Here is a 12,069-nt window from a genome sequence, read left to right as displayed (position 1 = left end):
CCAGTACCAGGCGATCGATAACTTCTATACCACCACGATCTACGAAAAGGGCTCGGAGGTGATCCGGGTGCTGCACACCCTGCTGGGGGAAGAAACGTTCCAGCGGGGCATGGCGCTGTACGTGGAGCGCCACGACGGCACCGCCGCCACCTGCGAGAACTTCGTCCAGGCCATGCAGGACGCGGCCGGGGAGCTGGACGACAACTGCCGCCTGCCGCCCTTTGATTTCGTTCAGTTCCGCCGCTGGTACCACCAGGCGGGCACGCCGGTGCTGCACCTGCGACGCCGCTGGCACAAGGCGGCGGGGATCCTGGAGCTGTTCGTGCGCCAGTCGACCCCACCCACCCCCGGCCAGCCCCACAAGCAGCCCCTGGTGATCCCGCTGGCGGTGGGACTGGTGAGCCAGGGGGGCCAGCCCGTGCCGATGCGACTGGTGGCCGAAGACCCCGACCACGCCGCCGCCCCGCTGCTGCCGCGGCGCTGGGGGGCGGGCACACGGCTGCTGCTGATCGACCAGGAGGAGCAGGTGTTCCGCTTCGAGGGGCTGCCGGCCCAGGCGCCGCCGCCGGCCCTCTCCCTGCTGCGCCAGTTCTCGGCGCCGGTGAAGGTGGAGCTGGGGCGTCCCTCCAGCGAGCTGGTGCACCTGCTGGCGACCGACAGCGACCCCTTCGCCCGCTGGGACGCGGGCCAGCTGCTGCTGCGCCGGGCGGTGCTGCGTCGGGCGGCCGGCCGGGTGGATGGGGGCCTGGAGGACGCCCTGATCGCCGCCTTCGAGCGGATCCTGGCCGACCCCTCCCTCTCGGAGGCCAGCCGCAGTGTGCTGCTGGCCCTGCCGGGTCTGGCCGAGCTGGAGGACGCCGCACCACACCCCGATCCGCCGGCCCTGTTCGCCGCCCTGCAGGCCCTGCGCCGGTGCTTCGGGGACGCCCTGGCCGAGCCGCTGCAGCGGGCCCTGGAGCGGGTCAGCGACCAGTGGTCTTTGGCATGGCCGGAGGGGGTGGGCGACCGGATGCTGACGGCCTCGATCTGGAGCTGGCGGGTGGCCGCCGGCGACAACGCTGTGATCGCCGCGGCGCGGGCGGCGGTGGACGGCCCCTCGATGACCCTGGCCCGGGCGGGCCTGCGGGCGCTGCAGGATCACCCGATCGCCGCCCGCCAGGAGGCGGTGGAGGCCTTCTATGCCCGCTGGGAGCAGAAGCCGGTGATCCTCGATGCCTGGTTCGCCCTGGAGGCCTCAGCCCCCTTCGCCGATGGCCTGGCGCGGGTGCAGCGGCTGCTCGACCATCCGCGCTTCGATCCGGCGGCCCCCAACGCGGTGCGGGCGGTGCTGGGGGGACTGGCGGGCAATCCGCCGGTGTTCCATGCCGCCGACGGCAGCGGCTACCGCTTCATGGCCGACCAGATCGCCGCCCTGGATCAGCGCAATCCGATCACGGCCTCGCGCCTGGCCAAGGTGTTCAGCCGCTGGCAGAGCTACGGCCACGGGCGCCGGGAGCGGATGCGGCAGGCCCTCGACCAGCTGGCGGCCTCCGAACTCTCCACCAACACCCGCGAGGTGGTAGGGCAGTGCCTCGGCGCGGCTGCCCAGGACGCCTAGCGGCTGCCGAACACCTCCTTGTTGAGGCGACGGAAAGCGGCCTGGCGGGCGGCGGCCCCCTCCGGCCCGGCGTACTGGCCCCAGAGACCCTCCCAGTAGAAGAAGATCACGCCGTGGCCGCGGGCGGCGGAGAGGCGCACCTTCTGCTCCAGGGTGGCCATGTCGGGGGTGCGGCCACCGAAACCGGAGAGGATGCCGATCTCCACGGGCATGCCCCAGCGACGGGCCTTGACCAGGGCCGGCTGATCGAGATCGCGCTCGAAGCCCTTCACCGAATAGGCGTAGTTCTGCACGATCAGGTCGTCGACCAGCTCTCCCAGGGCCCAGAGTTCCCAGTCCTGCAGCCAGTGGTTGTAGGCGAAGCGGAACGGGCCCGGCGAGAGGCTGATCACGGTGCGGCGCGGACCGCCCACCTCCTGCATGGTGCCCCGCAGTTCCCGCAGCAGGGCCGTTAGCTGCTGGCGGCGCCACTTCATCCAGTAGCGGTCGTTGAAGTTGGCAGGCGGCTCCCGCCCGGTGTCCGCCAGGTAGAGGGCACGGGTGTAGGCGTCGTAGCCCAGTTCCACCGGCCAGGCGAAGTGGTCGTCGAGCTGAATGCCGTCCACACCGCAGCGCTGGACGATCTCCTTGATCAGACCGATGAAGCGGGCCCGCACCCCCGGATGGGCCGGATTCAGCCACACCCGCAGGTCCTTGAGCGGGGAGGTCTTGAGGTTGGCGCCGTGCATGGCATAGAGGGCACTGCCGTCGGCGCGGCGCAGCACCCACTCCGGGTTCCGCTGCACGACCTCGGCATCGCCCGGCTCCATCAGGCCGTACTCGAACCAGGGGATCACCTGCATGCCGCGGCGATGGGCCGCCTTGGTGAAGCGGCAGATGGGGTCGAGGCCGGGGTTGGAGCGGGCCAGGGCCGGCTCCAGCGGCGCCCAGCGGCTGCGGTGGAAGGTGGCCCCCCGGCTCCAGACGTTGGGGTAGAGGGTGTTGAAGCCGGCGGCGTCGAGTTGCGCCACGGCGGTCTCGATGCGGGCGGCGTCGTAGTAAAGGGGGCTGGGGCTGTTGGTGAGCCAGACACCGATGCGGCGCTCGAACCCCTTCGGCAGCCGCCCCTCGGCGACGGCGGGGCGGGGGGCCCCCACGGCGAGGGCGAGCAGGGCCGTGACCAGCACGGTGAGCGGCACCGGCAGGTGGCGCTTGAGGTGGGCGAAGCGCGTAAGGGGCACCCGCTGGGCGGGCGGCGGTGGGGCGGTCATGGCGGTGCCCCTCAGCGGAACATCGAGCTGACCGAGCTCTCCTGGTGGATCCGCCAGATCGTTTCCCCCAGCATGTTGGCCACCGAGAGCACCCGCAGCTGGGGGAAGTGCAGGTCGGGGGCCAGGGGGATGCTGTTGGTCACCACCACCTCCTCGAACAGGCCCGGCGTGGAGAGCCGCTCCACGGCGGGGGGGGAAAAGACGGCGTGGGTGGCGCAGGCCAGGACCCGGGCCGCCCCCCGGGCCCGCAGCAGCTGGGCGCCCTGGAAGATGGTGCCGCCGGTGTCGATCATGTCGTCGATCAGGATCGCCGTCTTGCCGACCACATCACCGATCACGGTGAGGCTTTCGGCCACGTTGTGGCCGGAGCGGCGTTTGTCGATGATCGCCAGAGGCGCATCCTTCATCTGCTTGGCGAAGGCCCGGGCCCGGGCCACACCGCCCACGTCGGGGGAGACCACCACCACCTCGCCCAGGTCCCGGGTGGCGAGGTAGTCGACCAGCACCGGTGAGCCGTAGATGTGGTCGCAGGGGATATCGAAGTAGCCCTGGATCTGGGAGGAGTGCAGGTCCATGGCCAGCACCCGCTCGACGCCGGACTTGACCAGGAGGTTGGCCACCAGCTTGGCGGTGATCGATTCCCGCCCGGCCGTCTTGCGGTCGGCGCGGGCGTAGCCATAGTAGGGGATGACCGCCGTGATCTGGCGCGCCGAAGCCCGCCGGCAGGCATCCACCATGATCAGCAGCTCCATCAGGTGATCGTTCACCGGAGCGCAGGTGGGCTGGACCAGGAAGACATCGCAGCCGCGGATCGACTCCTGGATCTGGATGTAGAGCTCGCCGTCGGCAAAACGCTTGATCACCCTCGGGCCGTCAGGCACCCCCAGATAGGCGCCGATCTCCCGGGCCAGATCGGGGTTGGCGTTGCCGCAGAACAACCGCAACCGCCGGGGATCGTGGCTGGTGAGAGGCGGCTGCTCGCTCTGCTCCACCCGTTCAGCGGTCGAGAAAGTGGACAAGGGCGCAGGCGGCGTTGCTTCGCAGCACGATGGTAGAAGCGTGCCGGGCCGGACAGTGCAAACAACCATGTCGGTTTCAGGGTTCGAAGCGGAGCCCAAGGGCGGCCTGCTCCTGGTGGGACTGGGGTTACGGCAGGAGCTGGAGGGCCTGACGGCCGTCGCCGCGCGCCTCGCCGCTGCCGAAGGCGCCAGTCTGCGGCAGCTGGCCAGGGCCAAGGATCCCGATGCCAGCCTGGCGGTCCTGAGGGCCGAAGATTCGGCCCCCTGGCTGGCCGCCCTTCCCCTGGACCCCGGCCTGCCGCTGGCGCGGGGCGGCAGCTGGGCCGAGGCCCTCGGAGCCTGGCGCCAGCCCTGTCTGCTGGTGGTGCGGGGCGATCAGATGGCCACGGGGCTTCCGGCGGCCGGCGGCGCCCTGCTGGAGCGCTGGCGGGTGCCCCTGATGGGCCTGGTGCAGGTGGGCGGCAACTGGCAGCCCCTGAAGCGCCGCCGCGACGGCCTGCCCTGGGTGGGCTGGCTGCCGGAGAGCGGCAAGGAAAACGAGGAGGCCGCGGCCGCGATGGCGGCGCTGCAGCAGGTGCTGCGGGGCCGCTGGCGGGTGCTGAAGGCGGCCTAGCGGCCCACGGCCCTCAGTCGCTGCGTTGCTCCTCGGCCTCACCGCCGGCGCCGCTCGCCCCGGGGGCGCCGGAGTCCATCGTGACGCCGAGCTCGCGGCAGGTGCTGATCGGATCAACGCCCGGTGCCAGGCCGAGGGTCTTGCGCAGGGCATCGATCTGGCCCACCGACTGGAGATCGATCGTGCTGGCCACCTGCTGGCAGGCGATCGTCTGCAGAGCCCGGCCATCGGGGCGGCCGCACCCGGCCAGGAGGCCCAGGGCCGCAAGGCCGGCGAGTGACACAACCCGGGTCATGGGGATGTGGGAAACAACAAGCGCCAACGTAAGGGCGCCGGGCTCACTCCCCCAGGGCCTCGGCCACGGCGCGCTGGAACACCTCCTCCTCGGGGGTCACGCCGGTCCACTGCTCGAAGATCTGCATGGCCAGCTGCACCAGCATCTCGACGCCATCCACCACCGGGCAGCCGCGGTTGCGGGCCGTGGCCAGGAAGGGGGTGATGCGGGGGTTGCTGATCACATCCACCACCAGGCAGGCCGGATCCACCGTGTCCCAGCGGACGGGCACCGGCTCCAGCTCCGGCGCGCAGCCCAGGTGGGTGGCATTCATCATCAGGCTGGTGCCCGCCGGCACCACCACCTCCCCCTGCCACGGCTGCCACACCGCCGGCACGCCGGAGGCGCGGGTGACGGTGTCGGCCACCTCCTGGCCCTGCTCCTGCCGCCGGGTGATCAGGGTGAGGTGGGCTGCGCCGGCCCAGGCCATCTCCACCGCCATCGCCCGGCCGGCACCGCCGGCCCCGAGCATCACCACCCGCCGGCCCGCCAGGGGCGCCAGCTTCTCGATCGCCTTCACCACCCCCTTGCCGTCGTTGTTGTGGCCGATCAGGCGGCCGGCTTCGATGGTGAGGTAGTTGGCGGCACCGATGGCCCGCACGTCGTCATCGACGGCATCGAGCAGGGGCAGCACCGCCACCTTGTAGGGCACGGTGATCGCCATGCCGCGATAGCCCAGGGGCACCAGGGCCCGCACCGCCAGGGCCAGGTCCTGGGCGTTGGCGATGTCGTTCTTCCAGAACTGCCAGCACAGCCCGTAATGGGCATACACCGCATCGAACATCCGATCGATCGGGTTCTCGGCCACCGGATGGCCGAGCATGCCGGTCATCTGCTTCTGGGGAGGGATCACAGCGAGCCGGCGGCAATCCCCAGACTGGCAAGGGTGGGTCACCGGGGCGGAGCTCCGGGCGGAAGCGACACAACCACCCCCACCTCAGATCTTCAGCGTCACCCGACTGAGGAGGGTGCTGGCGCCGGTGGCGATGAACTGCACCCCGATCGCCAGGGTGAACAGGCCCATCACCTTGATCAGCACCGTCATGCCCACATGGCCCAGCAGCCGGGTGAGGCGGGTGGCGAAGGTGAACATCAGGCCGATCAGGATCGCCATCGCCCAGATCGCCGCGAACAGCTGCAGGCGCAGATCCAGGCTGCGGGCCGCCTCGGCGTACACCGTGATCGTCGACATCGTGCCGGCCCCGGTGGTGAGGGGCAGGGAGATCGGCACGATCGCCGAGGAGGTCATCTGCCCCACATCCATGCGGGACACATCGAAGTTCTTCTCGTGGGAATCGCCCGGATCGGTGGCGTTGAGCATGCTCAGGCCGCTGAAGCCCAGCAGCAGCCCCCCGGCGATCTGGAAGGCGCTGACGCTGATGCCGAAGAACTGCAGCACCGCCGTGCCCAGGAAGTAGGCGCCCAGCATGATCAGCAGGCTGGAGAAGGTGGTGATGCGGATCACCCGCCGCACCTGGCTGGAAGGCACCCCCTGGCTCAGGGTGAGAAACGGACCGATGGCGGGGAAGTTGTTGGCCACGGCGAACAACCCCAGCAGGTAGTGCTGGAAGGTGCTCGGCACCAGCAGCTCAGGAGTGATGGCCATGGTGCCCAGTATCGCTATGGGGCCTCCGGCTCCTTCCACAGCGGTGGCGTGGCGCCGGGATCCAGCTGGCGCAGTCCCTTGTGCTTCTCCTCGGCGGGCTTCAGCGGCAGGCTGGCGAACTGCACCGGCTTGCCGCCATCCAGTCCGGCCGCCAGCAGGCTGAGGGTCTCGCTCGGTGAGAGGTTGGTCTCCACCTTGGGCTGCAGCTGGCTCACCAGGAACGGCAGCTTCACCAGCCGCTCCGGCTGCAGCATCCGCTCCCTGAGGCTGGTGGCCACCAGCTGCTGGTTGCTGCGGCGGCCGGTGTCGCCCAGCCACTGGTCGCGGAAGCGCACCAGCTGTTCCACCTTGGCGCCCCCCAGCTGCTGCAGCCCGGCCTCCAGGTCGATGGTCAGCTTCTGGGCTTTATCGGTGTAGCCCATCCGCCGCGGCGGGCTGAGTTCGAGGCCCCCGAGGCCGTTGACCAGATCCCTCAGCGCCCCCCGCGGGAGCACCAGGTAGCGATCGGGGGCGGGGGACTGCAGTCCCACCAGCTCCCGCACCGCATCGGCGGTGAGCGCCACGCCCCCGAGGCGGAAGGCCTCACCCAGCCGCTTCGGGCCCTTCTGCCCTGGCAGGTTCACCGCCACTTCGGTGGGCAGGTTGAGCACCTGCAGGGGCCCCTCGGGATTGATGCGCACCAGCAGCAGGGCATCGGCGTTGGCGGGGCCGGCGGGGGCGGCCTTGTTGATCGGCGCGCCGATCCGCTCGGCGTCGCTGCCGATCACCAGCAGAGTGATGGGCCGCGCCGGCGGGGCGGCCAGGCTGGCCGGGCCCACGTCGGCCGTAGGGGCCAGGGCCCGGTCCGGCATCGGCCAGAGCAGCCCCAGGGTGCCCATCCCCACCACGGCCCCGGCGGCTGTGATCGCGAGGCTCTTGAGCAACCGCCCGGTCAGCAGGGGCCGCTTCGGGGCCGGGGCCGTCGGGGTCGCGCAGCCGGGGGTCCCGCTGGTCGGGGTGTCGGCGGGGCGGCGGGGCTTCCGGCGGGCGGGCATCGGGGCCGAATCGGAGGGTGCTTGGGGGGCACTCTGACGCAGCCGGTGCCCCCCATTGGCCCGGAGACCATCGGAGGTCGGCGGCATGGGAGCGCAACGACGGATAGCTTGAGCGTCAAGCCACCGCGCCCCTCCACCGCTTGTCCACCGTTCCTTCACCGGCGCCGGCCTCCGTGGCGCCGCACGATCGAGCCCGACCCCTGGCCAAGGGCAGCCCCAAGCCGGCCAAGGATCTCTGCAGCGACTGCGGCCTCTGCGACAGCCGCTGGGTGGCCTACGTGCGTCGGGCCTGCGCCTTCCTGGAGCAACGCTTCGAGGCGATGGAGGAACAGGCCCACGGCCGCAGCCGTCGCCTCGACGACGAGGACGAGCTCTACTTCGGTGTGCACCAGCGCATGGTCACCGCCCGCCTGCGCCGGCCGATCGAGGGGGCCCAGTGGACGGGCATCGTCAGCCGCATCGGCGTGCGGGCCCTGGAGAGCGGCCTGGTGGATGCGGTGCTGTGCGTGCAGCAGAGTCCGGACGACCGCTTCACGCCGGTGCCGGTGCTGGCCCGCACCCCCGAGCAGGTGCTGGCGGCGCGGGTGAACAAGCCCACCCTCTCCCCCAACCTGGAGGTGCTCGAGCAGCTGCCGGGCAGCGGCATCGAACGGCTGCTGGCCATCGGGGTGGGCTGCCAGATCCAGGCCCTGCGGGCCGTGCAGGCCACCCTGCCCCTGCGGCAGCTCTACGTGCTCGGCCTGCCCTGCGTCGACAACGTCAGCCGCCAGGGGCTGCAGACCTTTCTGGAGAGCGCCAGCCGCTCCCCCGACACGGTGGTGCACTACGAGTTCATGCAGGACTTCCGCATCCACTTCCGCCACAGCGACGGCCAGGAGGAAACGGTGCCCTTCTTCGGCCTCGACACGCCCGCCCTCAAGGACGTGTTCGCCCCCAGTTGCCTGAGCTGCTTCGACTACACCAACGCCGGCGCCGATCTGGTGGTGGGCTACATGGGCGCCGGCTTCGGCCGCCAGTGGATCACGGTCCGCAATGCCCTCGGCCAGGAGCTGCTGGATCTGGTGGAGCCGGAGCTCGACCTGGCGCCGGTGACCAGCGCCGGCGACCGCCGCCAGGCGGTGCAGCAGGGCATCGACGCCTACGAGAAGGCCCTCAAACTCCCCATGTGGCTCGCTGAGCTGGTGGGCGTGTTCGTGCAGCGCTTCGGGCCGAAGGGGCTCGAGTACGGCCGCTTCTCGATCGATTCCCACTTCACGCGCAACGCCCTCTGGCTGCAGCGCCACCACCCGGAGAAGGTGGAGGCCCACATCCCCGCCTTCGCCCGCAAGATCGTGGCCCGCTACCGCCTGCCCCAGCCGTGAGCGGCGACCCCCGGGCCTGCGGCGTTCTGCTCCACCCCACCGCCCTGCCGGGCACGCCGGCCTGCGGCAGCTTCGGCGCGGCGGCGCGGGACTGGATTGATCTCCTGGCCAGCGAGGGGGTGGGGGTGTGGCAACTGCTGCCCCTGTCCCCCACCGATGGCACCGGCTCCCCCTACAGCTCCCCCAGCGGTTCGGCCCTCAACCCCTGGCTGATTGATGCCGACGCTCTGATGGCCGAGGGCCTAATCACCGCCGCCGACCGGGACGCCCTGCCCGCCGGGCCCCTCGATCGCCTTGATCCTGCCGCCGCCGCCGAACGGGCGGCGGCCATCGCCGTGGCCCTGGGGCGGCGCTGGGCCGACCAGAGCCAGCCGTGCCAGGACGCCTTCGATCGCTGGGAGCAGCGCCAGCGCTACTGGCTGGTCGACCACTGCCGCTTCATGGTGATCCGCCGCCTGCAGGGGGGACGGCCCTGGTGGGAGTGGCCCGAACCCCTGGCCCGGCGCCACCCGCCGGCCCTGCGGGCGCTGGTTGAGGCCCACAGCCGGGCCCTGCTGCAGGAGGCCCTGCTTCAATGGCAGCTCCAGTGCCAGTGGGGCCGACTGCAGGAGCGGGCCCACGACCAGGGGGTGCGGCTGGTGGGGGATCTGCCCTTCTACGTGGCCCACGACAGCGCCGATGTCTGGAGCCACCGGCGCCTCTTCTCCCTGCGCTCCGATGGAGGGCTGGTGGAGCAGAGCGGCGTGCCGCCCGATTACTTCGCCGCCACCGGCCAGCTGTGGGGCACCCCCGTGTACCGCTGGTGGACCCACCGCCTCAGTGGCTTCGGCTGGTGGCTGCAACGGCTGCAGCGCCAGCTGGAGCTGATAGATCTGCTCCGCCTCGACCACTTCCGGGCCCTGGAGGCCTACTGGAGCGTGCCGGGGGCGGATGTCACCGCCGAGCACGGCACCTGGCGTCCCTCCCCCGGTCGCGCCCTGCTGGGCCGGCTGTGGCGGCGCTGCCGCCGCCAGGACCGGCTGCTGGCCGGCGACCGGCTGCCGCTGATCGCCGAAGACCTGGGCGTCATCACCCCGGCGGTGGAGGCCCTGCGCGATCGCTTCGAACTCCCCGGCATGAAGATCCTCCAGTTCGCCTTCGACGGCAACGAGGACAACGCCTACCTGCCGGCGAACTACAGGGGCAGCCGCTGGGTGGTGTACACCGGCACCCACGACAACGCCACCAGCCTCGGCTGGTGGCGGGATCTTGACGACGACGCCAGGGGACGGGTCGCGGCGGTGGTGGGGGGCGAGGTGCGGGCGCCCAGCTGGCAGCTGCTGGAGCTGGCCCTGGCCTCACCGGCCGAGCTGGCCGTGGTGCCGCTGCAGGACCTGCTGGAGCTCGGCGACGAGGCCCGCTTCAACACCCCCGGCACGATCGAAGGCAACTGGAGCTGGCGGCTGGCCCTGCCTGTGGCGTCGCTGGCGGGGCCCCTGCAGGGCTTCGGGGCCATGGCGGCCCGCTACGGCCGGGGCCGGGAGGCGGCGGACGGGACCGGGGGCGGGTAGAGGAACTGCGCCGGGCCCTGGCCGCCCGTCGGCTCGGAGCTCTGGCCGGCGGCGGGGGCGGGCGTCAGGGGTTGGCCGTTCCAGCGCACCGAACCGGGCGCCGGAGCGGGCTCGAGCCGCAGGCTGAAGGGGGGCAGCACCGGCAGACTGAGGCTGCCCTGCACGGCAGGCAGCTGGGTTTCCACGCCCCGATCGCTGCGCAGGGAGACCCGGGTGGGCTTGGCCAGCTCCAGGCGCAGCAGGCCGAGGGCCAGATCGGGGCGGTTCTGGCTGGTTTCGCGCCGCAGCCGCTGCAGACCCTGCCCCGCGGCGGCCTTGCCCAGGGGGCGCAGGTCGGGGTAGGCGCCCAGGATCACCCGGTCCGCATCCTCCAGATTCGCCTGGTCGGTCTGGGCGGCACTCAGGGGCGGGATCGGCCGCAGGGCGTTCAGGCCCTGGGCGGCCAGCTGGCGCTGCTGCAGGTTGAGGCCATAGAGAAGGCCAGCACACAGCACCGCGTAGAGCACCGTGCCCTGCCAGGTGGTGAAGACGTCGATCGAGCCGGGGGTGAAGCGCCGCAGCACCGTGTCCCGCCGCCGCCCGTTGCGCCGCTCCTGCTCCGGTGGCAGCACCCCGTCCAGGGAGCCCCCGGGCAACTCCAGATGGTGCTCCAGCAGGGGAAGCATGGTGCGCAGGTAGGCGGCTTCCGGCAGCCGGTCCCGCCAGCCGCGCTCCAGGGCCTCCAGCACGGCGGTGCTGATGCGGGTGTCGATCGCCAGCTGGCGCAGGCCGATGCCGCGGCTCTCCCTGGCCTCGCGCAGCTGCTGACCGGCAAGCAGCAGGGGATCCTGGCGTCGTTCCTCCACCACCGTCCCCACGCTGCGGCGCTGGCCCGGCAGGCGCTCGCGCAGTCGCTGAAACAGGGACGGGACCGGCTTGGGCAAGGGAGGGGGGCTCAGGGAGCGACGGCCAGGGGACCCCATTCTCCTGGTTCGACCTCACGCCAGGACCCTTCAGGCAGATCGCCCAGCTGCACCGGGCCGACGGCGACCCGCCGCAGATCCAGCACCGGGTGGCCGAGGATCTGCGCCGTGCGGCGGATCTGGCGGTTGCGGCCCTCCCGCAGCACCAACTCCAGCAGGGTGGCGCCGCGGTGGTGGCGCAGCCGATGCAACTCCACCGGCTGGCTGGGCAGGCCATCGAGGGGCACGCCGGCCCGCCAGCGCTCCAGGGTGGCCGGCCGCGGCCATCCCTCGACCCACACCTGATACGTCTTGCGATGGCCGTAGCGGGGATGGGTGAGGCGCAGGGTGAGGTCGCCGTCGCTGGTGAGCAGCAGGGCGCCCCGGCTGTCGGCATCGAGCCGGCCCACCGGATGCAGGCCGCGGCGCCGCTCCGGCGGCAGCAGGTCGAGCACGGTGGGCCGGCCGTGGGTGTCGTGGCAGGTGCTCAGCACCCCGGGCGGCTTGTTGAGCAGCAGCGTCAGGGTGGTACGGGGCAGTTCCAGGGGGTGGCCGTCGACGCTGATGCGGTCGCAGGCGGGATCGGCGCGGTCGCCCAGCTGGGCCAGGTCACCGTTGACCCGCACCCGGCCCTCGCGCAGCCAGATCTCCGCCTCCCGGCGGGAGCAGAGCCCTGCGGCAGCCACGAGTTTCTGCAGACGGTCGGCAGCCATGGCCCCATTCTGCGGACCGCTCCAGGTCGGAGCGAGTCCGCAAAGTGATGG

Annotated in this window: 12 protein-coding genes; 4 read left to right on the top strand and 8 right to left on the bottom strand. The window is 71.8% G+C overall.

Annotated elements, in window-relative coordinates; all coding sequences use genetic code 11:
* Positions 1–1,597 (top strand): DUF3458 domain-containing protein (locus tag KBZ04_RS08290; protein ID WP_254991482.1); only part of this gene is annotated, 1,597 nt, incomplete at its 5' end.
* Here KBZ04_RS08290 and KBZ04_RS08285 read toward each other — a convergent pair.
* Positions 1,594–2,847 (bottom strand): glycoside hydrolase family 10 protein, encoded by a 1,254-nt coding sequence (locus KBZ04_RS08285; protein WP_254991480.1) that lies wholly within the window; start codon positions 2,845–2,847, stop codon positions 1,594–1,596. The genes KBZ04_RS08290 and KBZ04_RS08285 overlap by 4 nt on opposite strands.
* Positions 2,848–2,858: 11 nt before the next feature.
* Positions 2,859–3,866: a ribose-phosphate pyrophosphokinase gene (locus KBZ04_RS08280; RefSeq protein WP_254991479.1), complete on the bottom strand. Its 1,008-nt coding sequence runs from the start codon at positions 3,864–3,866 to the stop codon at positions 2,859–2,861.
* 67 nt (positions 3,867–3,933) lie between these two features.
* On the opposite strand from KBZ04_RS08280, the gene KBZ04_RS08275 reads away from it, so the two are divergent.
* Positions 3,934–4,479 carry a hypothetical protein gene (locus tag KBZ04_RS08275; RefSeq protein WP_254991478.1) on the top strand — a complete coding sequence of 182 codons (546 nt, stop codon included), beginning with the start codon at positions 3,934–3,936 and terminating at the stop codon, positions 4,477–4,479.
* A gap of 13 nt (positions 4,480–4,492) precedes the next feature.
* Here the strand turns inward: KBZ04_RS08275 and KBZ04_RS08270 are convergent, their stop codons facing one another.
* The 4 genes from KBZ04_RS08270 to KBZ04_RS08255 all read right to left on the bottom strand — a co-directional run bounded on the left by KBZ04_RS08270 (position 4,493) and on the right by KBZ04_RS08255 (position 7,453).
* Complete coding sequence (locus KBZ04_RS08270) at positions 4,493–4,774, bottom strand: hypothetical protein (protein ID WP_254991477.1); 282 nt, start codon at positions 4,772–4,774, stop codon at positions 4,493–4,495.
* Positions 4,775–4,817: 43 nt separating this feature from the next.
* The gene (locus KBZ04_RS08265; protein ID WP_254991476.1) at positions 4,818–5,645 is read right to left on the bottom strand and encodes a shikimate dehydrogenase family protein; all 828 of its coding nucleotides are present in this window, start codon (positions 5,643–5,645) and stop codon (positions 4,818–4,820) included.
* A gap of 105 nt (positions 5,646–5,750) precedes the next feature.
* Entirely contained in the window at positions 5,751–6,419 is a 669-nt protein-coding gene (locus KBZ04_RS08260; RefSeq protein ID WP_254991475.1) for a MarC family protein, read from the bottom strand.
* 14 nt (positions 6,420–6,433) lie between these two features.
* Positions 6,434–7,453: an LCP family protein gene (locus KBZ04_RS08255; RefSeq protein WP_254991474.1), complete on the bottom strand. Its 1,020-nt coding sequence runs from the start codon at positions 7,451–7,453 to the stop codon at positions 6,434–6,436.
* A gap of 140 nt (positions 7,454–7,593) precedes the next feature.
* Here KBZ04_RS08255 and KBZ04_RS08250 point away from each other — a divergent pair, with 140 nt between their 5' ends.
* A complete protein-coding gene (locus KBZ04_RS08250) occupies positions 7,594–8,814 on the top strand; it encodes a Coenzyme F420 hydrogenase/dehydrogenase, beta subunit C-terminal domain (RefSeq protein WP_254991473.1) in 1,221 nt (406 codons plus the stop codon).
* Entirely contained in the window at positions 8,811–10,364 is a 1,554-nt protein-coding gene (gene malQ, locus KBZ04_RS08245; protein WP_254991472.1) for a 4-alpha-glucanotransferase, read from the top strand. Before KBZ04_RS08250 ends, malQ begins: the two co-directional genes overlap by 4 nt.
* On the opposite strand, the gene KBZ04_RS08240 is transcribed toward malQ, so the two are convergent.
* Entirely contained in the window at positions 10,319–11,287 is a 969-nt protein-coding gene (locus tag KBZ04_RS08240) for a helix-turn-helix domain-containing protein (protein ID WP_254991471.1), read from the bottom strand. The two genes, malQ and KBZ04_RS08240, sit on opposite strands and share 46 nt — an antisense overlap.
* An 11-nt stretch (positions 11,288–11,298) precedes the next feature.
* Entirely contained in the window at positions 11,299–12,018 is a 720-nt protein-coding gene (locus KBZ04_RS08235) for a pseudouridine synthase (protein ID WP_254991470.1), read from the bottom strand.
* Between the last annotated feature and the right edge of the window lie 51 nt (positions 12,019–12,069).

It is taken from the genome of Cyanobium sp. N5-Cardenillas (genome assembly GCF_024345515.1).
Classification (GTDB): domain Bacteria; phylum Cyanobacteriota; class Cyanobacteriia; order PCC-6307; family Cyanobiaceae; genus Cyanobium.
Note: the sequence above shows the minus strand (reverse complement) of the source record. Positions and strands in the feature narration are given on the sequence as shown.

Bases quoted from the DNA above. Each gene is read 5' to 3' on its own strand.
- KBZ04_RS08285 (WP_254991480.1), bottom strand. From the start codon at position 2,847: ATGACCGCCCCACCGCCGCCCGCCCAGCGGGTGCCCCTTACGCGCTTC.
- KBZ04_RS08275 (WP_254991478.1), top strand. From the start codon at position 3,934: ATGTCGGTTTCAGGGTTCGAAGCGGAGCCCAAGGGCGGCCTGCTCCTG.
- KBZ04_RS08270 (WP_254991477.1), bottom strand. From the start codon at position 4,774: ATGACCCGGGTTGTGTCACTCGCCGGCCTTGCGGCCCTGGGCCTCCTG.
- KBZ04_RS08265 (WP_254991476.1), bottom strand. From the start codon at position 5,645: ATGACCGGCATGCTCGGCCATCCGGTGGCCGAGAACCCGATCGATCGG.
- KBZ04_RS08260 (WP_254991475.1), bottom strand. From the start codon at position 6,419: ATGGCCATCACTCCTGAGCTGCTGGTGCCGAGCACCTTCCAGCACTAC.
- KBZ04_RS08255 (WP_254991474.1), bottom strand. From the start codon at position 7,453: ATGCCCGCCCGCCGGAAGCCCCGCCGCCCCGCCGACACCCCGACCAGC.
- KBZ04_RS08235 (WP_254991470.1), bottom strand. From the start codon at position 12,018: ATGGCTGCCGACCGTCTGCAGAAACTCGTGGCTGCCGCAGGGCTCTGC.